At 42.2% G+C, this 26,212-nt stretch carries 25 protein-coding genes; 14 read left to right on the top strand and 11 right to left on the bottom strand.

All coding sequences use genetic code 11. The annotated features are described in order from the left end of the window. Positions 1-714, bottom strand: a complete 714-nt coding sequence (locus G327_RS0114995) for a pirin family protein (protein ID WP_026339376.1) — start codon at positions 712-714, stop codon at positions 1-3. Between the two features lie 16 nt (positions 715-730). Beyond that, positions 731-1,678 carry a glutathione S-transferase family protein gene (locus G327_RS0114990; RefSeq protein ID WP_019615615.1) on the bottom strand — a complete coding sequence of 316 codons (948 nt, stop codon included), beginning with the start codon at positions 1,676-1,678 and terminating at the stop codon, positions 731-733. A gap of 126 nt (positions 1,679-1,804) precedes the next feature. Between G327_RS0114990 and G327_RS0114985 the strand changes: the two genes are divergently transcribed. Continuing rightward, positions 1,805-2,704 (top strand): LysR substrate-binding domain-containing protein, encoded by a 900-nt coding sequence (locus G327_RS0114985; RefSeq protein ID WP_019615614.1) that lies wholly within the window; start codon positions 1,805-1,807, stop codon positions 2,702-2,704. 31 nt (positions 2,705-2,735) lie between these two features. On the opposite strand, the gene G327_RS0114980 is transcribed toward G327_RS0114985, so the two are convergent. Then, complete coding sequence (locus tag G327_RS0114980) at positions 2,736-3,725, bottom strand: phosphotransferase (protein ID WP_019615613.1); 990 nt, start codon at positions 3,723-3,725, stop codon at positions 2,736-2,738. 231 nt (positions 3,726-3,956) lie between these two features. On the opposite strand from G327_RS0114980, the gene G327_RS0114975 reads away from it, so the two are divergent. The 3 genes from G327_RS0114975 to G327_RS0114965 are packed head-to-tail and all read left to right on the top strand — an operon-like array spanning position 3,957 to position 7,088. After that, positions 3,957-4,661, top strand: a complete 705-nt coding sequence (locus G327_RS0114975) for a DUF1007 family protein (protein ID WP_019615612.1) — start codon at positions 3,957-3,959, stop codon at positions 4,659-4,661. Further along, complete coding sequence (locus G327_RS0114970; RefSeq protein WP_019615611.1) at positions 4,651-5,697, top strand: nickel/cobalt transporter; 1,047 nt, start codon at positions 4,651-4,653, stop codon at positions 5,695-5,697. The genes G327_RS0114975 and G327_RS0114970 overlap by 11 nt, the downstream gene beginning before the upstream one ends. Positions 5,698-5,717: 20 nt before the next feature. Next, a complete protein-coding gene (locus G327_RS0114965; protein WP_019615610.1) occupies positions 5,718-7,088 on the top strand; it encodes an L-serine ammonia-lyase in 1,371 nt (456 codons plus the stop codon). Positions 7,089-7,144: 56 nt separating this feature from the next. On the opposite strand, the gene bamJ is transcribed toward G327_RS0114965, so the two are convergent. From bamJ to G327_RS0114945, 4 genes are all read right to left on the bottom strand, one after another. Continuing rightward, positions 7,145-7,600 (bottom strand): BamJ family beta-barrel-assembly machinery protein, encoded by a 456-nt coding sequence (gene bamJ / locus G327_RS0114960; RefSeq protein ID WP_425413793.1) that lies wholly within the window; start codon positions 7,598-7,600, stop codon positions 7,145-7,147. Positions 7,601-7,775: 175 nt separating this feature from the next. Further along, complete coding sequence (locus G327_RS0114955) at positions 7,776-8,531, bottom strand: FCD domain-containing protein (protein ID WP_019615608.1); 756 nt, start codon at positions 8,529-8,531, stop codon at positions 7,776-7,778. Positions 8,532-8,924: 393 nt separating this feature from the next. After that, positions 8,925-10,094, bottom strand: coding sequence for an amino acid permease (locus G327_RS0114950; protein WP_019615607.1), 1,170 nt, complete (start codon positions 10,092-10,094; stop codon positions 8,925-8,927). 318 nt (positions 10,095-10,412) lie between these two features. Next, on the bottom strand, positions 10,413-11,111 hold the full coding sequence (locus G327_RS0114945) for a DNA alkylation repair protein (RefSeq protein ID WP_019615606.1): 699 nt from the start codon (positions 11,109-11,111) through the stop codon (positions 10,413-10,415). A 76-nt stretch (positions 11,112-11,187) separates the two neighbouring features. Between G327_RS0114945 and G327_RS0114940 the strand changes: the two genes are divergently transcribed. The 5 genes from G327_RS0114940 to G327_RS0114920 all read left to right on the top strand — a co-directional run bounded on the left by G327_RS0114940 (position 11,188) and on the right by G327_RS0114920 (position 15,704). Continuing rightward, a complete protein-coding gene (locus G327_RS0114940; RefSeq protein WP_019615605.1) occupies positions 11,188-11,367 on the top strand; it encodes a hypothetical protein in 180 nt (59 codons plus the stop codon). A gap of 386 nt (positions 11,368-11,753) precedes the next feature. Further along, positions 11,754-12,455, top strand: a complete 702-nt coding sequence (locus tag G327_RS0114935) for a helix-turn-helix transcriptional regulator (protein WP_019615604.1) — start codon at positions 11,754-11,756, stop codon at positions 12,453-12,455. A 29-nt stretch (positions 12,456-12,484) separates the two neighbouring features. Beyond that, complete coding sequence (locus tag G327_RS0114930; protein WP_019615603.1) at positions 12,485-12,868, top strand: RidA family protein; 384 nt, start codon at positions 12,485-12,487, stop codon at positions 12,866-12,868. Between the two features lie 32 nt (positions 12,869-12,900). Next, the gene (locus tag G327_RS0114925; RefSeq protein ID WP_019615602.1) at positions 12,901-14,301 is read left to right on the top strand and encodes a cation:dicarboxylate symporter family transporter; all 1,401 of its coding nucleotides are present in this window, start codon (positions 12,901-12,903) and stop codon (positions 14,299-14,301) included. 80 nt (positions 14,302-14,381) lie between these two features. Beyond that, complete coding sequence (locus G327_RS0114920; RefSeq protein WP_019615601.1) at positions 14,382-15,704, top strand: CoA-disulfide reductase; 1,323 nt, start codon at positions 14,382-14,384, stop codon at positions 15,702-15,704. A gap of 91 nt (positions 15,705-15,795) precedes the next feature. On the opposite strand, the gene G327_RS0114915 is transcribed toward G327_RS0114920, so the two are convergent. Further along, complete coding sequence (locus G327_RS0114915) at positions 15,796-16,272, bottom strand: NYN domain-containing protein (protein WP_019615600.1); 477 nt, start codon at positions 16,270-16,272, stop codon at positions 15,796-15,798. Positions 16,273-16,394: 122 nt separating this feature from the next. Next, positions 16,395-17,681: a DEAD/DEAH box helicase gene (locus tag G327_RS0114910; protein ID WP_019615599.1), complete on the bottom strand. Its 1,287-nt coding sequence runs from the start codon at positions 17,679-17,681 to the stop codon at positions 16,395-16,397. Between the two features lie 235 nt (positions 17,682-17,916). Between G327_RS0114910 and G327_RS0114905 the strand changes: the two genes are divergently transcribed. Then, complete coding sequence (locus G327_RS0114905) at positions 17,917-19,512, top strand: ABC-F family ATPase (RefSeq protein WP_026339375.1); 1,596 nt, start codon at positions 17,917-17,919, stop codon at positions 19,510-19,512. Positions 19,513-19,574: 62 nt separating this feature from the next. Here the strand turns inward: G327_RS0114905 and G327_RS0114900 are convergent, their stop codons facing one another. Beyond that, on the bottom strand, positions 19,575-20,489 hold the full coding sequence (locus G327_RS0114900; RefSeq protein WP_019615597.1) for a hypothetical protein: 915 nt from the start codon (positions 20,487-20,489) through the stop codon (positions 19,575-19,577). 554 nt (positions 20,490-21,043) lie between these two features. On the opposite strand from G327_RS0114900, the gene G327_RS0114890 reads away from it, so the two are divergent. The 4 genes from G327_RS0114890 (at position 21,044) to G327_RS0114875 (ending at position 23,508) form a co-directional block, all read left to right on the top strand. After that, positions 21,044-22,090: an ethylbenzene dehydrogenase-related protein gene (locus tag G327_RS0114890; protein ID WP_019615595.1), complete on the top strand. Its 1,047-nt coding sequence runs from the start codon at positions 21,044-21,046 to the stop codon at positions 22,088-22,090. A gap of 167 nt (positions 22,091-22,257) precedes the next feature. After that, positions 22,258-22,836 carry a multiheme c-type cytochrome gene (locus G327_RS0114885; protein WP_019615594.1) on the top strand — a complete coding sequence of 193 codons (579 nt, stop codon included), beginning with the start codon at positions 22,258-22,260 and terminating at the stop codon, positions 22,834-22,836. Between the two features lie 46 nt (positions 22,837-22,882). Beyond that, entirely contained in the window at positions 22,883-23,059 is a 177-nt protein-coding gene (gene nrfD / locus G327_RS26885; RefSeq protein ID WP_019615593.1) for an NrfD/PsrC family molybdoenzyme membrane anchor subunit, read from the top strand. 41 nt (positions 23,060-23,100) lie between these two features. Next, entirely contained in the window at positions 23,101-23,508 is a 408-nt protein-coding gene (locus G327_RS0114875) for a cytochrome c3 family protein (protein WP_019615592.1), read from the top strand. Positions 23,509-23,597: 89 nt separating this feature from the next. Here the strand turns inward: G327_RS0114875 and clpB are convergent, their stop codons facing one another. After that, complete coding sequence (gene clpB, locus G327_RS0114870) at positions 23,598-26,171, bottom strand: ATP-dependent chaperone ClpB (RefSeq protein ID WP_019615591.1); 2,574 nt, start codon at positions 26,169-26,171, stop codon at positions 23,598-23,600. Positions 26,172-26,212 lie beyond the last annotated feature (41 nt).

Genomic DNA, 26,212 nt, shown 5'->3' with positions numbered 1-26,212 from the left:
TCAACTCGGCACATCAATAATAACAAGTTCACAATCCGTTACGGCCAACACAGTTAATAAATCTGTTTCCGTCACTTGTGCACCGTCTCCCTGATTAAGAAAAACTTCCTTATTATCACGATCGCTAATAATAAACTGTCCCTTTGATGCTAAAACATAAGCTTGAGCGGCAATCTCTTGTGTTATGACGGAGCCCTGTTTTAAACACCCTCCAAAAATTCGCGCCTGTTGATGAATAAATAAAGCTGAATCTTTATCCTGTGCAAAGCCGGACACTAACAAAGGCAGTTTCTGCGTAACAGGGGTTGTAGAAAATTTTTTACTTTCCCATCGTGGCTGCACATTAGGTTTATCCGTTTCAATCCATATTTGATAAAGCGTTAACGGCTGCTCACTTAAATTATACTCTGAGTGCATAATACCGGTTCCCGCACTCATCACCTGAACCTCCCCCGTTTCAGTCAGGCCTTTATTACCTTCACTATCTTCATGAGAGACAGAGCCGCTGCGGATATAACTGATAATTTCCATATTTTTGTGCGGGTGCGGATCAAAGCCGTGACCGGCTGCGACAATATCATCATTAATAACCCGTAACTTGCCAAAGCCCATACGCTGCGGGTTGTAATAAGCAGCAAAGCTAAAATGGTAACGCGTCTGCAGCCAGCCGTAATTTTCAGTGCCGAGTTCTTCAAAACGAATATGTTTAATCAAAATACAATCCTCTGCTTTATAAAAGATCACGTAGATGCTGAGCTTCAAAATCCAAGTCAGGTCCTAGAGGGACAATACCCGTCGGGTTAATCATGGTATGGCTGTTATAATAATGGGTTTTTATATGTTCAAAATTAATCGTGCCTTTAATACCCGGCACTTGATACAACTCACGCAGATAGGCGCTGATATGTTTAAATTCACTGAGCTTTTGACGGTTACACTTAAAATGACCGTGATAAACCGCATCAAAACGTATTAAGGTAGTGAACAAACGCCAGTCCGCTTCCGTTATTTTTTTGCCGCTTAAATACCTGTGCACAGCTAAGCGCTCTTCTAACCAGTCCAGTGATGAAAACAGTGCTGTATAGGCTTTTTCATAGGACTCTTGATTTGCTGCAAAACCAGCACGGTAAACACCATTATTAATATCATTATAAATACGTTCATTAACCGTATCTATTTCAGGACGTAAATCCTGCGGGTAATAATCAGCATTATTGCCAGTCAGCTCATTAAACGCACTGTTGAAAATTCGGATAATCTCGCTTGATTCATTATTAACAATAGACTGGGTCTTTTTATCCCATAATACTGGAACCGTAACCCGCCCCTGGTAATGCTTATCCGCTTTTAAATACACTTCAAATAGATGCTTTAACTGATAAAGATCTTCACCCTGTGCAGGAAAAGTCCAGCCTTTATCCAGCATCTGCGGCTCAACGACAGAGACTGAGATAATATTCTGGAGCTGTTTTAATTCTCTAAAAATAAGGGTACGGTGTGCCCAGGGGCAGGCAAGAGATACATATAAATGATAACGGCCTGCTTCTGGTTTATATCGGCTGCCGGGGACATTACTTATCAGCGAACGAAACTGGCTTTCCTGGCGAATAAATTCGCCGTCACTGCTTTCTGTGTCATACCATTTATCAACCCATTTACCTTTAACTATTAATCCCATTTTCCGCTCCTAATCACTTTTTAACTGATGTAGTAATTATAGGAATTGCTTTAGTTTTAAATAAGGGCTTTAATCTGCTTGGTTTATTCAGAATATTTGAACAATTAATTTTATACGGGGAGATCTATGAGTCCGATTACACTGGAAGCGTTAGTTGTATTAGATGCAATCGATAAGCGCGGTAGTTATGCGGCGGCCGCTGAACAGCTCAATAAAGTCCCGTCTGCACTCTCTTATATAATACAAAAATTAGAAGAGCAGCTTGCTGTTACCATCTTTCAAAAGCAGGGAAGACGCGCCGTATTAACGCCGGCAGGTAAAAATCTGCTTAACGAAGGACGCCTGATTCTAGAAGCAACGGAACGTCTTGCCGAAAAAACCCGGACAATTGCCAACGGCTGGGAGCCAAAACTTAATATCGCTATCAGCTCGATATTAAAAACTCCAGAAATATTTAATGTTTTTAGTGCTTTTTTACAGGATCATCCAACAGTTGAAATGGATATTCGTGAAGAGATCTTAAACGGCGCCTGGGAGTCACTGGCTGATGATAAAATAGATCTGATTATCGGCGCATCTGAGCCGATCCCTAAGCAGAAAGGCATACAAACCGTGGCATTATGTACTTTTGATCCGGTTTTTGTGGTCAGCCCAAATCATGAACTAGCTAAACAACCGCAGCCGTTAAGCATTGAACAGGTCAGTAAGTACCGCACCGTTGTTGCACATGATACCGCATCACAGTGGGTACCATTAACACATGCCGTATTCGCGCAGGATCACTTCTTTTATGTCCCGAGTATTGAATATAAAATTAACGCGCAGCTTGCCGGTATAGGCTGTGGATTTCTCCCGAGAAACCGGATTCGACAATATTTAGATTCGGGTGAATTAGTAGAATTGACTTTAGACATGCCGAGAAAGCCGGTACAGCTGCATCTGGCCTGGAAAGTGGTTAATCAAGGCAAAGCACTCAAGGCGGTTAAAGAGATGCTCTTAGAAAAAAAAGAGCAGCTTGAGTATTAGCGCAGAAGACAGGCTTAAGTTCGTTTAGCATCTACTCGAACTGATCTAACGAATCTAAGACTTTTCGGGTTAACTGCTCAGTGTAATCATTAATCTTCCAATGGTCCGGGGACCAGCCTTTTACAAAACGCTGAAAATCAGCCCACGCTACTCCATATAAAGGCCGCCAGGCTAGCTCAACCTGCTCTGCATCTATTTGCGGCTGTGCTTTTACGAGAGCTTCAGTTAAAGCTTTAAAATAGTAATCAATAAGTAATGATTCCAATTGAAAGCATTTATCTGGGGGGATACAGCTGCTGATAAACAAAATCAGATCTTTCATACCGCAGCCCTTACCCGCATATTGAAAATCAACAGCAGCCGCTTTTTTGCCGTCTTCGGAGAAGCAGAAATTAGCAAGTTTGGCGTCGCCATGCACAATGGTTTGAAATTCACATTGAGACAGGATCTTATCTATTTTCCCGGCTGCGTTTTTAAGCTTTTTATCCTGCAGAACATCTAGCTCATCTGGCCGGGTGCCCAGGTGCCAATAGGTACCAATAGGCCATAAGCCCTGTGCATTTTCCTGCAGATGATGAGCATGAAAACTAGCCAGCCAGCTGATACAGATTTTCGCCTGCTCTAGGGTGACTTCAGTTTTAACAAGCGGATAGCCGGCCTCAGCCAAATCTTCTAATACCAGTAATATTTTCTGCTCACTGTTCTGGGCATCTAAGCAGCGGGGTGAATAACAATTTTCATTAGCCGAACTAGCGTAATATGAATACCAGTTAGATTCGACCTGATAAGAAAACAATTTACGCTGATGTGCAAGGGAGGTGTTCCAGCCTCTGGGATGCGACTGCGGGCGCGGGGTGTTAACCTGCTTAACTACAACAGAGTTAACTTTCCCTCCTGCAAAAGTAACCCTGAACAGTTCTCCATAACCGCCCCAGACACCTTGAATTAAGCTTATGTCGGTTATCTGATCGGCATGACAGAGAGATAACAGGTAAGTCTGTAACGAATGGTCGATTAACATACATAACTCGAATAATAGGGGGATTTTCCAATGGTACGTTAATAATAAATAAAATGAATCGACTAATGAGTATTTCTAGAAATACACATTTGGTTTCAATAAGCGGCAAAGCGGATACGCAGGCTCTATTCACATATGCTCTGTACTTAATTTACTGTATATTCAAATTAGCTAGACTGCAGTACAACTCAGCCTTTCTAATCACTTTATAAGCTTAGGAGAAATTAAAGCGTGAAATTACCTATTGTTCAACAACAGAACAAACCTTGGGTAAATGGATTTTTTAACAATTCAGGAGAATTAAAGGTACTGCTGCTGTGTCTCAGCCTGTTTGCAGCGGCCTCTGTCCAGGCACACCCTCACTCCTGGGTAGATACCAAAACAGTTATTCAGGGATCGGACTCACATATAAGCGGCTTTCATATGAGCTGGAGCTTTGATGCAATGACCTCGATGTATATGCTTGACGGCGAAGATCTGTCTCCAGAAAACAGGGCTGAAACACTGCAGAAACTAGCCGATTCCGTTATTGAAAATATGTACAACGAGCATTATTTCACCTATTTCTATGATGATGAAAAACCGGTTAAATATAAAACAGCGCAGAATGCTCAGTTGAAACAAGACAAGGCAAAGCTGATTTTAAGCTTTGATCTGCCGCTTTCCAAACCGCAGCCGTTAACAGCCGACTCTTTGCGTTTATTAATATTTGAACCGAGTTATTACATTGATATGTCCTGGAAAAAAAGCGCTGATATAGAGCTTTCCGAAGCGTTAACCCGGTCCTGCTTAATTGACTTAATTGCACCAAACCCGACAGCAGAGCAGATGAGCTACGCACTTTCTCTGCCCGATGATGCCGATCCCGATAATGAACTGGGGCAGTTATTCACTCAGACAGTTAAACTTAAATGCCGGGAACAAAATGCACACTAATAAATTTTTCAGCTTTAATAAATTAAGCCTGTTAGTTTTTCTAACACTGTTTTTTTGGGGTGCCTACTCCCTCTGGCAGCTTTGGCCGTCACTGGTCATTTCCAGTATCAGGTGGCAGGGTGAAATTAATAACCAGCTTAGCGAGCTCTTATATTTAGCCAAAGAAAATCTCTTTGAGGCAGGCTTTTCCTTAGCCGGACTAAGTTTTATCTATGGAGTACTGCATTCAGCCGGCCCCGGGCACGGAAAGATAATAGTAACGACTTACTTAGCAACTCATCCGACAAAAGTAAAAGTCAGCCTGATCCTGTCAGCCTTAGCCTCACTGATGCAGGCCGTTGTTGCCGTTCTCTTAGTTTCAGTTTTACTGCTTGTTTATCAATCATCTATGCGTGAAATAAATCATAAAGCAGAATTATTAATCGGTTTTAGTTTTTTCGCCCTGATTTTACTGGGTCTGTTTATTAGTTACCGGGCGTTAAAACAGATAGTTCTGTTTAATAAAAAATCAAAAGTTACAGGTGAAAAGCAAATACTGACCCTCAACTCTCTCAAGCAGATACAAGCAGAAAACAAAGCAGACAGTTACCAGCTAAAAAGAACTGCTGGTATAAAAGCTGCTGATTGTGAAAAGCACAGCGCCTGCGGATGCGGCCATAAACACCTGGCTGATGCGGCGCAGATAAATCAGTCCTCTTCTTTACGCGAATATGCAGCCGTTATTTTTAGTATCGGTATTCGTCCCTGCACCGGCGCGATTATGGTATTGCTCTTTGCAAACATGCTGGATATCTACTGGCTGGGCATTATCAGCGCCTTTGTAATGGCAATAGGTACAGCAGCAACTATCTCCAGCATTGCCCTGTTAACCATTTCAGGAAAACATCTGATTCGCCGTTATCTGCGTTCGCATACTGCCGCGTTTAAACTATCCTTGTTTAGCTTACTGTTGCAGTTAAGCGGCGGCAGCGCACTTTTTCTACTTGGTTTATTATTAATTAATTCACAGACACTCTCACTGTCCCCGGTATTATAAGAGTGCAATAGGAATGAAATATGTTATCCATTTTTGATATTTACAAAATCGGTATTGGCCCTTCAAGCTCTCATACCAGCGGCCCTATGATTGCCGGATATAAATTTGCTTTACTGCTTAAACAGGATTTGCCGCAGGTGAAAAGCATCACTGTAGATCTGTACGGCTCTTTATCCTTAACCGGAAAAGGTCACCATACCGACCGTGCAGTTATGCTGGGGTTATTAGGCTTCAAACCTGAAACAATCAAAACCGGCAGTGCAGAAAAACTGCTTAATAAAATAACCGACAGCGCACAGCTGAGCGTTTTAAATAAACATCTTATTCACTTCAACCCTGACACTGCGATTGTTTTTCATAAGAAAAGCCTGGATCTGCATGAAAACGGCATGACCATCAGCGCCTTTGACAGCGATAATAAGCGCCTGGCTTTCGAAACTTATTATTCCACCGGCGGTGGTTTCATCAATACCGAAGCAGAATTAAAAAACGCTACAACACAGACCGACACAGCAGTGCCCTTCCCGTTTAACTCAGCAGAAACTATGCTGGATTTCGCGGAACAGCAGGGGCTGAGCATCGGCGCTTTAGTACAGAAAAATGAACTGGCTTTTTGTGACGCTGAAACATTAGATGCAAAAACAGCACAGATATGGAAAGTCATGTATCTATGCATTGAACGAGGGCTGCAGACGGAAGGGATCCTTGAAGGCGGATTAAAGGTTGTCAGACGCGCGCCGGCATTATTAAAAACCCTGGAATCTAATCAGGCGATTGACAGCGATCCAATGACCATTCTTGACTGGGTTAACCTTTATGCTTTTGCTGTCAGTGAAGAGAATGCAGCTGGCGGGCAGGTGGTTACTTCACCAACCAACGGAGCGGCCGGCGTTATTCCGGCTGTGCTGATGTATTACAATAAGTTCATTCGTGAATTAGATACAAAACAGCTGAAAGACTTTTTAGCCGTGTCGGCGGCTATCGGCATGCTCTATAAAATGAATGCTTCAATTTCCGGTGCTGAAGTCGGGTGCCAGGGAGAGATCGGCGTATCCTCCTCTATGGCGGCGGCTGGATTAACCGCCATTCGCGGCGGCAGTAATGAGCAGATCTGTATTGCAGCTGAAATCGCCATGGAGCATTCTCTGGGCATGACCTGTGATCCAATCGGTGGTTTAGTACAGATCCCCTGTATTGAGCGTAATGCAATGGGCGCAATGAAAGCGATTAATGCTTCACGTATGGCTTTAAAAAGGAACAGTAAGTCACTTATTTCATTAGATAAAGTGATTGATACTATGTATCAGACAGGTAAGGATATGAATAAAAAATACCGCGAAACATCTTTAGGCGGACTGGCTGTCATTCATATTGCTCCACCTTGTGAATAGCTTGTAAAAAACTAAAAGGTCACGGAAATCAAACCGTGACCAGCAGCTCTTAATAACTAATCGTTAATGGCAATTAATTCAACATCAAAAATCAGCAGAGATCCGGCTGGAATTTTACCAACACCACGATTCCCGTAAGCTAAATTACTTGGAATATAGAAACGGAATTTATCACCGGCAGCCATCAGCTGTACACCTTCAGTCCAGCCGGGGATAACCTGATTCAAACCGAATGAGATCGACTTACCGCGCTCGACTGAGCTGTCAAATACCGTGCCGTCAATTAAGGTACCATGATAATGCACTTCTACGCTGCTTTTAGCTGTTGGATTCTGCGTGCCTTCACCTTTAGTTAATACTTCATACTGCATACCAGATTCGGTGCTTTTAACACCTTCTTTGAGCGCATTCTGCTCAAGAAATTCAATACCAATCTCAATATTCTGCGGTGCATTTTTACTACTGCTGAAACGCTGAAAAATGAAAAACAGACCAACTAAAACAAAAGCGATAATAATAAACTTTGCCACGATGCAGACCTTTTAAATGATTAAAAAACTGACTTTACTAAATTTACAGAGCTAGGGGAAATGCTTAATTGACTTAAGAAAACCGGGAAGGCTTCGGCGTTAATAAAAACGCCGTTATTCGACACAAACAGACTGAGCAAAAAGACGGTGCTGAAAATTAATCAACTTTGTAAGAATCAAAAAGGTAACCGTCAAAATCTTTTGAATCTACATCAGAAAGTGAAAATAATACATCTTTAACGTTTTCCATATGCTGCCACATGGCCTGCTTTGCCAGAGCCGGATCTTTTTTCTGCAGGGCAGAAAGGATCTTAGCGTGATCGTCAAGGAACTGTTTTCTATAACTGTCAGTGTGAATATGAGTGTGCAGCTGTGCCCACATTTTACTGGCAGCACGGCGTTTCCAGAAATTATTAGCCACTTCTACCAGGTAATTATTCTGGGTTGATTTCGCAATTAGAACATGAAACTCATTATCATAATCATATTCCGTATTACCCGCTTCGATTGCTTTTCTTTCATTATCCAGTACATGTTTCATGCGCACTATCTGTGCACGGGTAACATGGATGGCGGCAAATTCAGCAATATTGCTTTCCAAAAGCTGCCTGGCCTGGAGCATCTCAAAGATCCCTAGATCCTCTTCCTCATGATCAGAATTTTCGGTTGACGAGCCCTGTGAAATATCATCGGGAAGCGCTGTGACATAAACCCCGGATCCTTTACGAACTTCAACCAAGCCCTGCAGTTCCAGCATGATAATTGCGTCACGAATAGCGGTTCTGCTGACAGCAAAAGACTCTGCAATATCCCGTTCAGTAGGCAGGCGATCACCAATCTTATAGTTTTTAGTTTTAAGCTGCTTAATGAGCTCATTACCAAGCGCAACATATCTTCGTTGAATTCTTTCCATAACACTTCTTATTAGATAGCCAAACAAATTAAACGAATAATAACAAAATGCTAACTGATTAACCAACTCTGCACTATCGCTTTGCAAACTTTAAAGAGCCTCCTTATTAAAAAACGCCTTTAAGAAATCCATAAACGTAGTTTTTGGGATCCCGCAGATCCCGGCGGAAAAAACGCGTAAATATCAATATCATTAAGTTGATAGTCATTCAGCGCAGGTAGAATTCAGTATAAATAACTGATGGTTGTCGGCTTGAGTAATGCGCAGCAGGCATTTATGGAGCGGCTTGAGGGTAAAAACTTCGATAAGCGGCTAGTCAGTTTAGGACCAGATAACCTATAAATGAATAAGAATACAGGTCACCCATAAAGCTTATAGGTGACCTGAAATTTACTAAATAAGCTGTGAAACCAGTAAGAAACCACCAAAGGTAAAACTTGCAAGCAGCGCTGCTCGTCCACCGGCTACCTGGTAATGTGAACCTTCTTCTAATAAATCTTTAAACTTATTTGAACGCACCTTTAATACCATTGCCATCGGTACAAAAACAGCCAGGAAAACTAAGATAATCCCCGCATAAGCTAATACACCGATAAACTCGTCTTTAGCTAATAACGCGCCCATTAACGGCAGCATAAAAGTAATCACAAAGGTGACTGATTTGTTTTTATTAAACAGATCACGGTTCTGGTCAAACAAAGACATAGCCACACCAAGAAAAGAAGTCAGCAGTGCCAGTCCAGTAAATAATGATAAAACAGGTCCGATATTTTCGTAGCGCTGGCTTAATACGCTGATCAGCTCAGATACATTAGAAAACTTCACTAACTGTTCCACAGGTAGATTACCTACAACCGCATACAACCACAGCAGATAACAGAACAGTGGAATGGTCGCCCCGATTACCACCATATTTCTCAGCTGCTTATGAGTTGCTTCACTGTTGTATTTCACTACAGACGGTACAACTACCATAAAACCAAAACTGGTAAATAAAACAGCACTGTTTTTTATCAGATCGACTTTACTGTCATTGCTTACCAGCGAAAAATTCTCCGATGATATATTTGGAACCAGGTAAATAAGAGTAATCGTCAATACAACCAGCATCACAAAGAATAATACCCGGTTAAGTTTATCAACCGCGGCCGTGCCCTGAGCAACAAAAATACCGGTAATGCAGGTAAACAGAATCTGACTCTGCAGTAAATTTAACTCAAGACCATAATTCCCTAAAACCTGGCGCAGCAGATCCCCGGCACTGACGATATAAGCAATCATTAAACAGGTTACCAGACAATATAATAAGGCGTTGGTCAGCAGCTGCCCTTGTTTACCTAGTGTTTTACGGGCAATGCTGTTCATGCCGATACCACCGCCGGACTTTATTGTAGCTTCAAGCAGCAGCAGCGCTGCATAGGTAGTACCAAGCCAGATAAGGAGCATTAATACTGTTCCCCAAAGCAGCCCGAACTGCGCTAATACCATAGGAATTGCCAGCATACCGGCGCCTAATGCAGTCCCTGCAATAAGCAAAGTCCCGCCTGTTAATTTTAAATTCAAAATATCTGCCTTATCGATTGTTTACCGCGCGGGATTAGAAAGTCATTCCTTATGACAGTACTCCAGCCCGCGCCTGTATCGCTGCTAAAACGCAGCCTATAAAAATCATATTAAACTGACTTTGTTCAGCTTAACCTTGGTGTTTTTGTCGCGCCTCAAATTTCCTGCTTAAGCGCTTCAGATTATTCAGGGGCGACATCATAAAACAGCACGGCGCACTTTGGTATTACTGATTTCACTTAAATAAAATCAGTTTCACAAAACCATTGAAAATACAGGGATAACTGTTCTGAGATATTTAAGAGTGCCGGCAGCCGCTTAACGGTGACCTTTTAAATAATCCAGCCTTAACGGCTGTGGAAATTTTTCAATCGCATAACGAAGCATAGTGCGCGGCATTATTGAATAGAACTTATCTAGAAACTGCATCTCCACCATTAAATCACGATTACCAATTTCACGCAGCATCCAGCCGATAGCTTTATGCATTAAATCATGCGGATGATTTAATAAATGCTCAGCTAACTGCAGGGTCAGTTCAAAACGTCCGGCTTTGATAAACGCAAAACTGCTCATAACCGCGATACGCTGAAACCATAGGTTATCACTGTCGGCAAGCTTCCATATCTGCTGTGTCTCTTTATCCAGTAACCAGGTGCCTAATAAATAATGTGCAGAGCTGTCAACCAGATCCCAGTTATTTACTCCTTCAAGGTACTGCAGATAAAAAGTGATAATTAACAGCTGCTGATCGGCTGACGATTTTTCAAACTTCAAACGTAAGATAAACAAAGCGAGCATCCGCTGTTCATGTATTTTTGAAGTAATCAAAGGGATCAGTTCATCCAGTGACAGATTATTATATTTTTTAGCCAGCAGGCGCAGCGGCGGAACGCGTATTCCCCAAAACAGATCTCCTTCTCCGTAACCACCAGGAAAAGCTTTAAAAAACGTTGGAAAAAAAGCCGCTTTCTGCGGTTCAATATAAGTTTTTAATTCATCAAGTAACTGGTCCACTTTATTACCTTTAATTAGTTTGGAAATTTTACCAGTAAAAGACAGGTCATTTAACAATAGAGATTAGGAGAAGTATATGTGCAGCAGCCCTAAATCACACGGTTCAACAAAAGTATTAAAAGCTCACTACGGCGGCATAATGTCAGGGGTAGATAAGCAGGCAAGAGTAAAATTCACAGAGCTGGCTAATGCTGCGACAGACTGGCGTGCATTAGCAGCAAAAAACAGCGGATCGCAGAAAGCAGTGAGAAAATAAAGGAATAAAACAGATCTGCGAGCAGGGCTAGCGGTACTCTCAGAAGCTGAAAGAACAATAATTCAGCATAACTGCATGATATCCATAACCTATTTATAAGCGGCAAACACATCGATACAGTTACATTTTGTTAACAGAAACACAGTTAACAAAACACAACCTCAAACGTGACAAAAACAACAAAAACATCAACACTTCACCAACAACAAACAACAAAAACAACCACTTACCCATTTGACGTTATGAGTACAAATAAATCACCTACAACAAACAGTGACAAAGTTCGCACAACCACAACGAAAAGGTTACATTTTGTTAACTTTACCTTGTGTATAAAACACATAAAGAGCAGAATCCCTCCGCAAAGTTAACAATAGTGAGCCGAGATGAAAGATATAATAAATAATAAATACAGTGAAAACGACAAGGAAGCTCTGAAGGCTTATTTTCGTTTAGCAGATACCATTGCCGATTTTATCGGCCCGCATTGTGAAGTGGTGATCCACTCTTTTGAAAGCTATGAAAAATCAGTGCTGAAAATTGTTAACGGCCACCATACCGGTCGTAAAGTAGGCTCTCCTATTACTGATTTAGGTTTGAAAATGCTTAATGCATTTGAGAAAACCGGTGACGTATCTCCGAAATGCTATTTTACTAATAGCAAAGACGGTTCAATATTAAAATCAACAACCTGTGTTTTAGCCGGTGATAACGGCCAAGCGATCGGTATGTTCTGTATCAATATGAACCTCTCATATCCTTTTCCAGAAATCATCAAAACCCTCATGCCGGATACCTCAATTGCTAATACCGTGGTTAACGAAAATTTCAGCTCTAACGCGGCAGATGTTATCACTCAGGCTCTCGATAATGCGATTGAGGATACAGAGAAGGACTCAAGCATCAGACTAAAGGGCACCAATAAAGCAATCACTAAACGCTTATTTGAAAACGGCGTTTTTGAGCTAAAAGAGACCACTTCACTGGTTTCTGAACGCTTAGGTATAACACGTCATGCGATATATAAATATATCCGCGAGTTTAAAGCCGAAGAATTAAAACAAACAATTTCACATTTACAACATTAAATAATCAACATTAATCATAAGGTCTAAAAATGAAAAAAATAATTGATACAAAACACGCTCCGGCAGCCATCGGTCCATATTCTCAGGGGGTTTCTCTGGGTAATCTGGTATTCACATCAGGACAGCTTCCGCTTGTCCCGGAGACCATGGTGTTTATCGAAGGCGGTATTAAAGAGCAGGCAGCTCAGTCATTAAACAACTTAAAAGCAGTACTGGAAGAGAGCGGAGCAGCATTGGATTCAGTGTTGAAAACAACCTGCTTCTTAGCAAATATGGAAGACTTTGCTGCATTTAATGAAGTGTACCTGGAAATTTTTGGTACAGACGCAGCGCCTGCACGTTCATGTGTTGAAGCGGCCCGTTTACCAAAAGATGCACTCGTTGAAGTTGAAGCTGTCGCTTTTATTAAATAATCACACTATAAGCTGTATTTTTAGGAGTTCCTATGAGTATCACATTTATTATATTAAGCGCCCTGTTTTTAGGCTTTTATGCCATGTTAAGCCGTTTTAAAAAACAGCGTAAATCATTTAACTTCAGAGTATTAAGCGCGCTGGTCGGCGGTTTAATGTTCGGCGGTGCAATCCAGCTCACTCTTGGTTTTAATAACGAAATGCTAACCGGCTTTACTGAGCTTATCTCTGTTTTCGGCAAAGGTTACATTAAATTACTACAGATGATTGTTATCCCGCTGGTATTTGTAGCGATGATATCTGCAATCATGAATGTTGACGGCGGCGGTGCACTATCTAAAATCGCACCAAAAGTATTAGCGACGCTGATATTTACGGTTGCTATTTCTGCAGTTGTCGGTGTTGCCGCAGTTTATATTTTTGGTATTGACGCAAATGCGCTGGTTACGACTGTCGGCTCTAACAGTGATATACATATGCGTGAACACTCGCTTGCATCTACGCAGACATCTATGGAAAGCCTGGGACTATCCGGCCTGTTCCTGTCAATTATCCCGGGAAATATCTTTGATATGCTGACCGGCTCTGAACGTACCTCTACACTTTCAACGGTACTGTTTGGTATGTTCTTAGGATACAGCATCCTGCAGGTTAAAAAACGCCGCCCTGAAAAAGTGCAAAACTTTATTGATTTCATCAATGCAGCTAAAGAAGTTGTACTGTCTATGGTACGTGAAATCTTAAAGCTGACACCTTACGGCGTGTTTGCATTAATGACCAGCTTCATGATGACTAATGACCTGTTTGCACTTGCAGAGATGGGACGCTTCCTGTTAGCAAGTTACGCTGCAATCTTTGTTATGTACGCCATCCATTTAATTATGGTCGCAGTATTCGGCTTATCTCCTATTCAATTTGCACAGAAAACATGGCCAGTTCTTGTATTCGGTTTCGGTTCTCGTTCAAGTATGGCCGCCATTCCTCTGAATGTGCAGACACAAACAGAACGTTTAGGTGTTGATGAAGAAACAGCAAATATGTCAGCAACATTTGGTACCAGTATCGGTCAGAACGGTTGTGCGGGTATTTACCCGGCGATGCTGGCGATTATGGCTGCCCAGGTAATGGGTATGCCGATTGATCTGAGCTTTATGCTTCAGCTTGTTGCTGTCATTGCCATTGCCTCTTTCGGTATTGCCGGTGTAGGCGGCGGCGCAACGTTTGCAGCGGTTGCGGTATTAACCATTATGGGTCTTGATATTACGGTTGTCGCTATTCTAGTTTCCATCGAAGCACTTATCGATATGGCAAGAACCGCGCTTAATATCTCAGGTTCAATGCTTTCCGGCGTAATCACCTCTAAGCAGAATAAAACCTTAGATGTTGATGCATATAACGGCGAGCAGACAGGTGAAGCAGAAGCGATTGTTTAATCCCGCCTGAATTAATAAAACAGCACTTTACAAAAGTGCTGTTTTTATTTGAAACAACAGTTATTAGGTAACAGACATATATGAAATATTTAATTATCGGCGGCAACGCTGCCGGCATGAGTTTTGCCGCAAAATACAAAAGAAACAGCCCTGAAGATGAAGTAATAGTGATTGAGAAACGTGACTATGTCTCCTTCGGCGGGTGCGGACTGCCCTACTTCACGGCGGGTTTGTTTCATGATACCGACAGAATGATCTCGCGCAGCCCGGAGCAGGCGATCAAATCCGGTTTAGATATGCGCGTAAATTCAGAAGTGATCAGTATTGATAAAGAAAACAAAAGCGTATTAATCAAGTCCGGCGAAGAAACCTATCAGCAGGATTACGATAAACTGCTTATCTGTACCGGTGCACGTCCGATAGTACCTAATTTCGGTCAGTATAACCCGGAACATGTTTATACATTAACCAGCAAAAAAGACGGCTTTGATGTTAAAAATGCCTTTGAAAACCCGGCATTACAAAATGTATGTATTATCGGTGCCGGTTTTATCGGTTTAGAAGTATTTGACGCGGCCCATCATTTAAATAAAAACGTCACTATTGTTGAGCGTGAAACGCACATTATGAGCCGTCAGTTCAGCCCGGAGATGATCAATACCGTTGAGCAGGACATAAGAACCAACGGCGGTACATTAAAAACCAGCTGCTCCGTAGAAAGTATTTCGGATCATAGCGAGGGCGGATACATAATCAACACCACTGACGGTGAAATTCGTGCTGATATCATTATTTTATCGCTTGGCTTTAAACCCAATACCGAAGCTTTTGACCTGCCTAAACTGCCGAACGGCTCATTAGTGGTGAATAAAGTAGGCCAGACCGAAGATGAGCATATTAGTGCGGTAGGCGACTGTGCAGCAAGCTACCATATAGCGCTTGATAAAATGGTTTATCTGCCGCTGGCAACAACAGCGAATAAACAAGCCCGTATGATGGCGGATCACGTTGCCGGAAAAGAGACTTTCTTAGAGGGTATGCTGGGTTCTTCCTGTTTAAAAGTATTAGATCAGGAGCTGGCCTGTACCGGGATTTCTGAGATAGTCGCCAAAGAGCATAATATCTCTTATAAAACATCCATTATTGAAGATCAGAACCAGACAGATTATTACCCGGGTCAGGAGCCGATAAAAATTAAACTGGTTTACGATCCAAGCTCAAAGCAGCTGCTTGGTGGTGAGATTATCGGTAAAAAAGGAGCGGTCAGCCGTATCAATGCTTTAGCAGTGGCAATTACCGCAAAAATGACCACTTCTCAACTAGGTTATCTTGACTTCTGTTATGCACCGCCTTTTTCGCGCACCTGGGATGCATTAAATGTAGCCGGTAATGTCGCTAAATAAGAGAGTATTTCAAAGAGGTCTAAATCTTTGAAGTTATTAATCAAACCCGGTTTTTAAGAAAGCCGGGCTTTATAAAAAGCGCTGTAAATAATCAGCTAAGTAATAGATTCTGGTCTATCGGGTTAAATACTGTGCAGGAATCAATTAATGCTTTAGCGGTAAGCTGAGGCACACCGTAGGCTTCGGTCTGCACGCCGAAACTGTCCCTCACTTTATCCAGAAGAATCGCAAAATCACCATCCCCGGACAGTAAAATAACCGTATCCACCTGTTTCGCAATTTCCATAATATCAATGGTAATTCCAACGTCCCAGTCACCTTTCGCAGAGCCGTCACTGCGCTGAATATAAGGTTTAAGCTTCACTTCAAAACCAAGATGTTTAAGTACATCCTGAAATTTTTTCTGCTGGTTATCGCCACGGTCAATGGCATATGCAAAAGCATTCACAATAACTCCCTGCTGTTCGATAATCTGCCAGAGTTTACGATAGTTAAACTGTTTTCCGTAAGCCTGGCGGGATGTGTAATAGATATTTTGAACATCTGCAAATACAGCAATTTTTTTCATAAAAAACTTCACTCGATTATTTTTCTACATCATGGCATACAAATAGATACAAAAAAGCCTTAAACAACAAGGTTATTTAAGGCTTTTAGTTTTATCTGTTAATTAACTGTAAAAAGGCTCTTTTATTCACCAACAAAGTTATTACGTGCTGAACGTTGTTTTTTGTTACTGCCCGTACTTGGCCCAGAGCGCTGACCGTCACGGTGACCTGGTTTAGCTTTCTTCGGTTTTTTAGGCTTAGGTGCACGTGTATCTAATACTGACGGCGGCAGAGGTTCGCCAGGTTCAAAACCTTCCAGCGTCTTACGCGGAATAACTTTTTTAATCAGTTTTTCAATATCTTTGAGCAGTTTAAACTCTTCCTGACAGACCAATGAAACAGCCTGTCCGTCATTACCTGCACGGCCGGTACGACCGATACGATGCACATAATCTTCGCTGACATGCGGCAGATCGAAGTTCACTACCTGCGGCAGCTGGTCGATATCAATACCACGGGCAGCGATATCGGTAGCCACTAATACTTGAATCTGGCTTTCTTTAAATCCGGCTAGCGCTTTGGTGCGTGCGCCCTGACTTTTATTGCCGTGAATAGCTGCAGAGCGGATACCACGCGCATCTAAGTTTTTAACTAAACGGTTAGCACCATGCTTGGTTTTGACAAACACCAATACTTGTTTCCAGTTTTGTTCTTTAATTAAGGTACTTAAAACAATCGATTTTTTAGTTTTATCTACTTCGTAAATAAACTGCGTCACACTTTCTGCAGTGGTATTACGCGGACTTACTGAAATCTCAACCGGATTGTTGACTAAGCCTTTTGCCAGTTTACGAATGTCATCGGAGAAGGTTGCAGAGAAAAGCAGGTTCTGACGCTGTTTAGGTAAAAATCCGATAACACGTTTAATGTCATGGATGAATCCCATATCCAGCATACGGTCAGCTTCATCTAGAATAAAAACTTCTAACTGCTTAAAACGTACCGCATTCTGGTTGTACAAATCTAATAAACGACCCGGTGTTGCCACCAATATATCGACACCGCCGCGCAGGGTCTGCATTTGCGGATTAATTTTAACACCACCAAAAACAACTGCACTGCGCAGTTTAGTGTGCTGTCCATAAGCCGCAACACTCGCATGTACTTGAGCGGCCAGCTCTCGCGTCGGCGTTAAAATAAGTGCACGCACCTGATTCGCTTTCGGACGCTCACCGTTTTCCAGCAATGTTAATAAAGGCAGGGTAAAACCAGCAGTTTTACCAGTACCCGTCTGAGCGGCTGCCATAACATCTTTCCCTTCTAACACAGCCGGGATCGCCTGAGCCTGAATCGGAGACGGTTCAGTATACCCCTGTTCTTTAACTGCTTTTACTAATGAATCGGGCAAACCTAAGGAATCAAAGCTCATAAACGGGTCTCTTCTATAAAGGGTAAGGGGTATAAATAAGGTGCGTAGCTTACAGTAAACTAAGAAAGAGGTGTGATTTAAATCACCATTGCTCTATAAATAGTCAAATTGCTCTGTATAATAGCGCAACTTAAAAAATGTAGTGAATTATTAAACACTGCATCACCAATATAAATACAGTCATATTCAGATGCCGGGCATCTGTCGGTATGACATTGAATTAGGAACGCTAACCTTGTTAAGTACTAACAACATCACCATGCAGTTTGGTGCAAAACCATTATTTGAAAACATCTCCGTTAAATTTGGTACTGGTAACCGCTACGGTCTGATTGGTGCAAATGGTTGTGGTAAATCAACCTTTATGAAAATCTTAACGGGTGATCTTGAACCAAGTGCTGGTAATGTTACTAAAGATCCTAATGAGCGTATTGCTAAACTGCACCAGGATCAGTTCGCTTTCGAAGAATTCTCTGTTTTAGATACCGTGTTAATGGGTCATAAAGAGATGTGGGAAGTGATGGCTGAACGTAACCGTATCTACAGCCTTCCAGAGATGAGCGAAGAAGACGGCATGAAAGTTGCTGATCTTGAAACTGAATTCGCAGAGATGGACGGTTACACCGCCGATTCTCGTGCCGGAGAGCTGCTGCTAAGCGTTGGTATTCCACTTGAACAGCATTACGGTTTAATGTCTGAAGTTGCTCCGGGCTGGAAACTGCGTGTACTTCTTGCACAGGTTCTTTTCTCAAATCCAGATATCATGCTGCTTGATGAGCCGACCAATAACCTGGACATCGACACTATTCGCTGGTTAGAAACAGAATTAAATGCACGCCAGTGTACTATGGTAATCATCTCGCATGACCGTCACTTCTTAAACTCTGTATGTACACATATGGCCGACATCGATTACGGTGAACTGCGTTTATACCCGGGCAACTATGACGAATACATGACAGCCGCTACACAGGCTCGTGAACGTCTGCTTTCTGAAAATGCTAAGAAAAAAGCACAGCTTTCTGAACTGCAGGAGTTCGTAAGCCGCTTCTCTGCCAACGCATCAAAAGCAAAACAGGCAACATCACGTGCTAAGCAGATGGATAAAATTGTACTTGATGAAGTTAAAGCATCCAGCCGTGTTAATCCGTACATTGTTTTCAAACAAGAGAAAAAACTGTTCCGTAATGCTCTGGAAATGGAAAATATCACTAAAAGCTTTGATACAACGCTGTTTAAAGATCTTAACCTGATGGTTGAAGTGGGTGAACGTATTGCGATTATCGGTCAGAATGGTACAGGTAAAACAACACTGCTGCGTACCTTAATGAGCGAAATTCAACCTGATGCCGGTGAATTTAAATGGTCTGAAAATGCCAACTTAGGTTATTACGCGCAGGATCATTCTGCTGATTTTGAAAAAGATCAGACTCTAATGGAGTGGATGGCGCAATGGATGAAACCTGGTGATGACGAACAGGCTGTGCGTGGTACATTAGGACGTTTATTATTCGGCTCTGACGATATCGGTAAATCAGTAAAAATCATCTCCGGTGGTGAGCAGGGACGTATGTTATTTGGTAAGTTAATGATGAACATGCCAAACATCCTGCTAATGGATGAGCCTACCAATCACCTGGATATGGAATCGATTGAAGCGCTTAACTTATCACTTGAAAACTACGAAGGTACTTTACTATTCGTAAGCCATGACCGTGAGTTTGTATCTTCACTTGCTACCCGTATTATTGAAATCAAGGAAAACGAAGTTGTTGATTTCCACGGCCCGTACAGTGAATACCTGAAAAGCCAGGGTATTATAGAAGCTTAAACAAACTTCTATATCAATCAGAAAAGGGCCTAGCGCCCTTTTTTTGTATCTGTATCATATTATTAGCGGCCTTCCCGAACTTTCGACAAGTAAAAATACTGCAAGTCATTTCCCCATAAATGAATGTATTTACGCTTTTTATCTTTGCTCAAAACACATTTGCCGAACAGAATAAAACCCGCCCCTTCTACATCAGCCGGATCTTCAATATCAAAACAACTCAGCAGCTGCTCGCGATATTTGGAGACAGGTAAACCAACACAACGGTCCTCTGCTGGATTTAACCAGTTAAGGGTCTTGTCCGCATGGGATATCGTGCCCCAGTACATTCTCGGCGCATTGTTTTCGGTGGGTTGTGCATCTTTAATATTGACGAATAAATTTTTAGCTCGCCATTTATGCTTGTCACTGGTGTAGATCCAAAGATCTGATGAAGCTAAAGAGCTGCCCCGCAATAAACTAGTCAGCAGTTTAGCCAGCCCCTGCCTGGCTGCCTTAGGCGGTATATTTTCTTCATCCAAACCTGCGCTGTTCAGCTTTGCATTATTGCTTTTAGGAGACTGCACGGCTTTGCTTAAGCGGCTTTCCAGAACGGCCGGCTGTTTTTTCTGCGCTTCAACTTCTTCGACCGCCTCTGTTTCAGGTGGCTTCTTCCTGCTGATAACTGGTTTGCTAAAATCAATCACCAGCGAATCCTGCTCGAGGACAATCTGTTCCACTTCTGCGATCTGTTTTTCTTCTTCGCTTTTAGACGCTGAAGGGTTAAATTCCTCACAATCCGTTTGGTGATAACGCGAACCAAAACAAGCCTGCTTACCATCTCTGGAGGCTTTACGGAAATACGCTTTCTGTTTACAAACAGGGCACAGCAGCGAATAACGCAGCTTATCTATTTCTGTTTCCGGCAGAACCTTAAATTCAAAAATAGAGTAGGTTTTAGGATTATCCAGGTCATAGGTACAAATTGCATCAAGCATGCTAAGTCCGTTAATTAAGAAGCAAAGATCTAATTGTTAATTTATACCCAAACGACTTCAAGATGCAAATTCAGAACATCTTCCGAATGCTTGGGTCTGCAGTATTTGCCGATAAAAACTAAACCACTTTTTGAGCAAACCACCACAACAAAGGTGACATAGGTCACAGTTTAATGCAAAGTTAAACGTTTACACAAGCTGCTCAAGTTTTTTTGATTTATCTCATTAGCAATTTTTCCCCCGATAACTACGTTTAACTTAGTTTTAAGTGGTCTTAATGGACAGCCGAAGATATATCAGTGAAAAATAACTAAATATAAATTAGTCGCTGCCTGAGGACCGTTCGTTATATGCAGCACAAAACAATTTTACTGTATTAAATACAGTTCAAATACACGGCATAAAAAGTTATTAACGCATCGATAATTTCACTGGTGAAAAACAGAAGTAGTTTTTCTTTATTCACCTTTGTTCCTTCTGAAATAGCTACGTAAATACCGGTTACAACAGCATGTGAGCTATTTAAGTTTTTACTGTAAAAGGAAATAACAGCTATGAAACGATCAACCTCAATAATTGCAAGCACCGTTATAGCATTTTCAATACTCCCCTTTGCTGCTCAAGCAAAAACGACAACTTTACAAAGCGTTAAAAGCATGTCGGCAGTTAATATCGATGGTGTCGCCGATGCGGCTTGGAATAAGGCGCCCGGTGTTAAGGTAAAACTTAAGAAACTGCCTTACAAACCCAATAACGGCTACACAGGCATTAAGAAAACAACCGTAGAAATGAAATCACTTTATGATGATCAATATATATATTTCTTAATGACCTACAAAGACCCCACCCACAGCATGAATCGCTTTCCATGGATGGAACAGGAAGACGGCAGTTGGAAACAGTTAAAAAATATAGATGATACCGGTCACGACAATACCTTTTACGAAGATAAATTCGCTATCCTTTGGGATATCAATAGTGATGGATTTGCGAAGAAAGGCTGTAATGCAGCCTGTCATAGAGCAAGCGATGGAGAAATTGACGGCATAAAAACGAAATCCCCTGCCCGTAAATATACTAAGCCGGGGCAAACCATTGATATGTGGCACTGGAAAGGTGTGCGTACAAACCCTAACGGTCAGCAGGATGATCAATATATCGACAGCAATAAGGATCCAAAGAAAAATAAAGGCTGGGGACGAAAAGGCGATCATAAAACCGGCGGCGGTTACGTAAACAACGTAGATAACAAGCAGCCTAAGTTCGTTGCTCCTATGCCAACAGAAGATGCTGTTGTTATCTTTGATTCAGAAAAACAGCCGTTCACTGCTGGCTACAATAAAACCAAGCGTATTCCCGGTATTATAACTAAACCGTTCACTGGTTCTCGTGGTGATATTACCACCGTCGGTGTATGGAAGGACGGTGTCTGGACGCTTGAAATGAAACGTAAATTAGTGACAACAGGTAAACATGCAGACACTCAGGATGTACAGTTTAACGATATGAATAAGGTATATCCATTTGGTATCGCCGTATTTGACAACTCTCAGATTAATCACATATTCCACCGCGGGGTACTGAATCTGAAATTCAAATAGTTAACTAAGTTGTAAGCAGGATACCAGCAGGAAGCAAGGGCTGGTTATTCTGCTTATCTGTAGCGTGGATATTTAATAAAATCCATTATTGCTTTTTATCAGCAAAATTCTTTATTCGAACAAAACGAACCTACATAGAAGTTAACCTTTCGATACAAAGAGGCATTATGGGAGAACTGAAGCGGGCGCTCATTTTCATTTTTTTCGGTTTATGTTTTATAAATCAGCCAGGTTTTGCAAGCAGCACAACCGCTCCTACAGCGCCAGCCGAAGTAGTTCTGGAGCCTAGTTTTAGGCTGCAGATTGACAACGATGCGGCAATGCACAAGCTTATCAAGGAAAATAAACGCTGTATCCGCTGCCATAAAATGGAGCGTAAGATAAAAAAAATCCCTGCAAAAAAAATGCAGGGGATTCATGCCAGCGAGGAGTTTTATAATAACTGCACAGCATGCCATGGTATCAAGGGCAAACATCCAAAAGACGGAGCAAGCGTCGTTATTTTTTCAGAGCACTCTCCAACGCCGCTAAAGAAGCAGAACAGTCAATGTATAGCATGTCATACTCCGCAAAAACTACGCCAGTCTGAATGGACACATGACGTACATTTTAAACAAATTAACTGTGTTTCCTGCCATCAGTTGCTCGCTCCGGTAGATCCAATCCACGACATTTCACGCAAAGATCGGATTAAGCTTTGTGTTGACTGTCACAGTTCGGCAGACAAGTCGAAAGGAGAGCTGTAATGGGTCATTCCAGAAGAAAATTTTTAGAACTCTTGGTGCAGCGGCAATGTTCAGTACAGTGGGCTTTGATCTGTTTATACCTGTACTTATGAATCAGTTTTCCAGTGTAAAACTCAAACACAGCAGTACTTTTATAGCAGGCAGTGCCGTTCTGACTCTGTTAGGGGTGATGTCATTAATAATGTTTACTCTCTATGCAGGACAGATGACCCGGTTCAAATAGATGCAGCTCACAGGTAAATAATTAATTATGGAAGCCATATTATGAAACCATTAAAAAACTTGTTATTTTGTTTTGTCCTTACTCTGAGTACAGCCAGCTGGGCAGAAGATCTACCGAATCCAGATGGCGACACCCTGGCTAACTTACATCTTAAAGATCAAGATTGTGCCGGCGGCTGCCATGAAAATGAAGGTCCATCAGAAGATCTTGAATTTGAAACTAACAGCTGCAGCGAGTGCCATGATGAACTGGGAAAAGTGGAAGGAAAACAGCATAACCAGAAACATCTGGATGAAGAGATGCCCTGTATTGAGTGTCATATGCCGCATGAAGAAACAGATCCTAAAGAGTTATGCGCCGACTGTCATGATGAAGGACACGAAGCGCTAGAGGTATTTAACCCCCAGGAGATCGATAAACAACTCCTGCAGTCTCTAAAAACAGAATAACTAACAATCGCAAGTACTCGTCAAATAGAAACAGGTGAGGTTATACCTCACCTGCCGACTTCATCGAACTTAAGTAAACACAAAGCCCCTTACTGGATAAACTCTATTTTGCCTTCTTTGACAACAACTATAATATTCTTACCCGTGGTTAAAGAACCCGAGAGAATCTGCTGTGCTAATGAATTCTCTAATAACTGCTGAATAGCGCGTTTTAACGGCCGTGCACCATACATAGGATCGTATCCGGCTTCAACTAACAGATCGATGGACTGATCCTTAAAGGTTAACTGGTAATCGCGTGCTTTAAGGCGCTGCTGCAGCGAATGCAGCTGAATCGTAGCAATCGATTTTATATGCCTTTGTCCGAGCGGATGAAATACCACTGTTTCATCAATCCGGTTTAAAAACTCAGGTTTAAACTGCTGACCTAACACCTCTAACAGGGTTAACTTAATCTCCTCATAACTTACCCTGTCAAAAGACTCATGGATTAAATCAGAACCAATATTGGAGGTCATGATTATCACCGTATTGCGAAAATCAACTGTTCTGCCCTGCCCGTCCGTTAAACGCCCGTCATCTAAGACCTGCAGTAATATATTGAAAATATCCGGGTGCGCTTTTTCTATTTCATCCAGCAGGATCACAGAATATGGCTTACGGCGCACAGCTTCGGTCAGATAGCCGCCCTCTTCGTAACCCACATAACCAGGAGGCGCTCCCACTAGGCGTGCAACCGAGTGTTTTTCCATAAATTCAGACATATCAATGCGCACCATATTATCTTCACTGTCAAACAGGAAGTTAGCTAAGGCTTTGCATGACTCCGTCTTACCAACCCCGGTCGGACCTAAAAATAAAAATGAACCAATGGGTTTATCAGGATCACTTAAACCTGCACGGCTGCGGCGAATCGCATTTGCAATGGCATCAACGGCTTCGTTCTGACCGATTACCCGAGTGTGCAGGTGTTTTTCCATCTGCAGCAGTTTATCACGCTCACCTTCGAGCATTTTCGCCACAGGAATCCCCGTCCAGTGCGCAAGAATCTCTGCGATTTCATTTTCTGTTACACTGTGCTTTAACAGGGTCATTTCCTGCATTTCAGCCTGTGTTGCAAGATCCAGCTGCTTCTCTAATTCGGGGATTTTTCCGTACTGCAGCTCTGACATACGCGTTAAATCAGCGGCACGGCTAGCCACTTCAAGATCTAAACGCGCCTGTTCAAGTGCCTGTTTAATATTCTGTGTGCCGGAAAGGGCCGCCTTTTCTGTTTTCCAGACTTCATCCAGCACTTTATACTGTTTATTTTTATCCTTCAGAGAACTTTCTAAATCAAACAGACGTTTAACACTGGCTTCGTCATTTTCATTGTGCAGCGCTTTCTGCTCTAAAGTTAACTGAATAATCTTACGCTCTAATTTATCCAGGCCTTCCGGCTTGGAGTCCATCTGCAGACGAATACTGGATGCAGCTTCATCAATCAGATCTATCGCTTTATCGGGCAGCTGCCGATCCGAAATATAACGATGTGACAGTGTGGCGGCGGCAACAATGGCAGGATCAGTAATTTCAACCTTATGGTGCAGTTCATAACGCTCTTTTAAGCCGCGTAAAATCGCAATAGTATCTTCAACTGTGGGCTCGTCCACCTGCACTTTTTGAAAACGGCGCTCAAGGGCCGCATCTTTTTCAATATACTGACGGTATTCATCAAGCGTGGTTGCACCGACACAATGCAGTTCACCACGTGCTAAGGCTGGTTTTAACATATTACCGGCATCCATCGCCCCATCACTCTTTCCGGCTCCCACCATAGTATGAAGCTCATCGATAAACAGGATAACCTGACCTTCTTCCTTGGCAAGTTCGGATAATACCGTTTTTAAACGCTCTTCAAACTCTCCGCGATATTTTGCCCCTGCAATCAATGAGCCCATATCCAGTGATAATACCCGTTTGTTTTTCAAACCTTCCGGCACTTCGCCATTGATAATCCGCTGTGCAAGCCCTTCAACAATGGCAGTTTTACCAACGCCTGGCTCTCCGATAATCACCGGGTTGTTTTTAGTTCGACGCTGTAGAACCTGCACCATACGGCGTACTTCGTCATCACGGCCGATAACTGGATCCAGCTTGCCCTGCTCTGCACGTTCGGTTAAATCTATGGTGTACTTATCTAATGCCTGCTCCTGTCCTTCTGCATTTTGATCATTTACTTTTTGACCATCACGAATTTTTTCTATCGACTTTTCAACTTTCTGCTTACTTAAACCCAGCTGTTTTAAAATAGCCCCTAATGGGCCTTTATCTTCGCAGGCGGCCACAAGAAACAGTTCGGAAGAGATAAATTTATCTTTGGATTTCTGGGCGTATTTATCACAGAGATTAAACAAAATTCCCAGCTGTGCGGAAAGCTGAACCTCTCCGCCGATACCTGTAACCTTGGCAATTTTTTCTAATTCAGCGGAAAGCTGCGAACGCAGTAAATTAATATCAACTTCTAAATCAGCCAGTATCCTGCGAATGGAGCCGCTGTCTTGATTTAATAGTGCCAGCATCAGGTGAGTCGCTTCAATATACTGATGATCACGCCCGAGTGCTAATGACTGCGCATCTGAAATCGCTAATTGAAACTTACTGGTTAATTTGTCTAAACGCATACTCAATTCCCCTAAATCATATACCTTTAGAAGATGGAGCT

Origin of the sequence: Psychromonas ossibalaenae ATCC BAA-1528, assembly GCF_000381745.1 — a bacterium.
Taxonomy (GTDB): domain Bacteria; phylum Pseudomonadota; class Gammaproteobacteria; order Enterobacterales; family Psychromonadaceae; genus Psychromonas; species Psychromonas ossibalaenae.
Note: the sequence above shows the minus strand (reverse complement) of the source record. Positions and strands in the feature narration are given on the sequence as shown.